Here is a 1,389-nt window from a genome sequence, read left to right on the forward strand (position 1 = left end):
GAACGGAGTGGCCAGTTCCGCACGCACGGTTTGCAGGAGTGCGTCAAACGCCTCACAAGACTGTGACCGGAGAACCAGATTACCTTCCAGTACCTGCTGGTAGGCCTGCCCCTCGTCGTCATTACGGTAGACCGTCTTCATCACCGGATGGCGCTCAACCACCCGATGAATGGCCGTTTCCAGAAGGGATAAGCAGGCCCCATCATTGAGCTGTACCAGATAAGGGATATGATAGGCATGGGTTCCCTGCTCAAACTGTTCAATAAACCGCATCCGCTCCTGGGCAAATGACAGGGGGTAACGCGCCAACTCGACGTGGGGGATCACCGTGCAGGCCTGCTGTCCCATCTGTGCGGCCAGCCCGGCAATAGTTTTCAACTCAAACACTTGTGCCAGTGGAACCTCCACGGCCAGAACACGGCGAATGGCGGCTGTCAGCTTAATGGCTATCAGGGAGTTGCCCCCGATCCGGAAGAAGTTATCCTCAATGCCGACCCGCTCCAGCCCCAAGACGTCCTGCCAGACGGCACACAGCTGGGTTTCCAGCGCATTACGCGGCACCACATAATCGTCCCGGCTCACCCACACCGGCGCCGGTAACGCCCGGCAATCCAGCTTGCCATTCAGGGTCAGGGGCACCGTCTCAATCCGGGTCAAGCTGGATGGCACCATGTAGTCCGGCAGGCGGGCAGACAGGTACGCCATCAGGGTTTCATCCGACAGCCCCCCGTCCGTGACCAGATACGCCGCTAGGGCTTTGTGGCCTTCATGCTCGCGGTCAATCACCACCGCCTGTTTCACCTGTGGGTGCGAGGCCAGCGCGCTTTCGATTTCCCCCAGCTCAATGCGGTAGCCACGGATCTTGACCTGAAAATCATTGCGCCCCCGATATTCCAAATTGCCGTCCGGCCGCCAGCGTACCCAATCGCCGGTTTTATACAGGCGGGTGTAGCCCCGCGCCTGATCTTCCACCGTGGCAAACGGGTTCGCCACAAAACGCTCCGCGGTCAGTTCCGGCCGATTCCAATACCCACGGGCCAGCCCGGCGCCCCCGATATACAGTTCCCCCGTTGCCCCCATCGGAGACAAGTTGCCCTCACCATCAAGGACATACAGACGGACGTTATCAATTCCCTTACCGATCGCCCGATCCCCGTCCTGCAATAAGTTTTGGGTGGCGCACACGGTGCCTTCGGTGGGGCCATACTGGTTAAACAGCATGACGTCCGGCGGTAAATTCAGCGCATTCAGCGCTTCGCCGCCAGTATGGATGACCTGCAAGGTTGAGTGAGCCAGTTCGGCGGCAAAATGGTTCATCAAGGCGGTGGGAATAAACGCCTTGGTAATTTCGTGCGTATTGATAAACGACAGCAATTGGTCACTGTCTCC

The 1,389-nt window shown here is 58.7% G+C and carries 1 protein-coding gene; it reads right to left on the reverse strand.

Annotated elements, in window-relative coordinates; translation table 11 throughout:
* The coding region (locus NXS07_RS20045; protein ID WP_258087515.1) for an AMP-binding protein at window positions 1-1,389 on the reverse strand (1,389 nt) is incomplete at both ends.

The organism is Xenorhabdus bovienii (genome assembly GCF_024721015.1).
GTDB classification, from domain to species: Bacteria; Pseudomonadota; Gammaproteobacteria; order Enterobacterales; family Enterobacteriaceae; genus Xenorhabdus; species Xenorhabdus bovienii.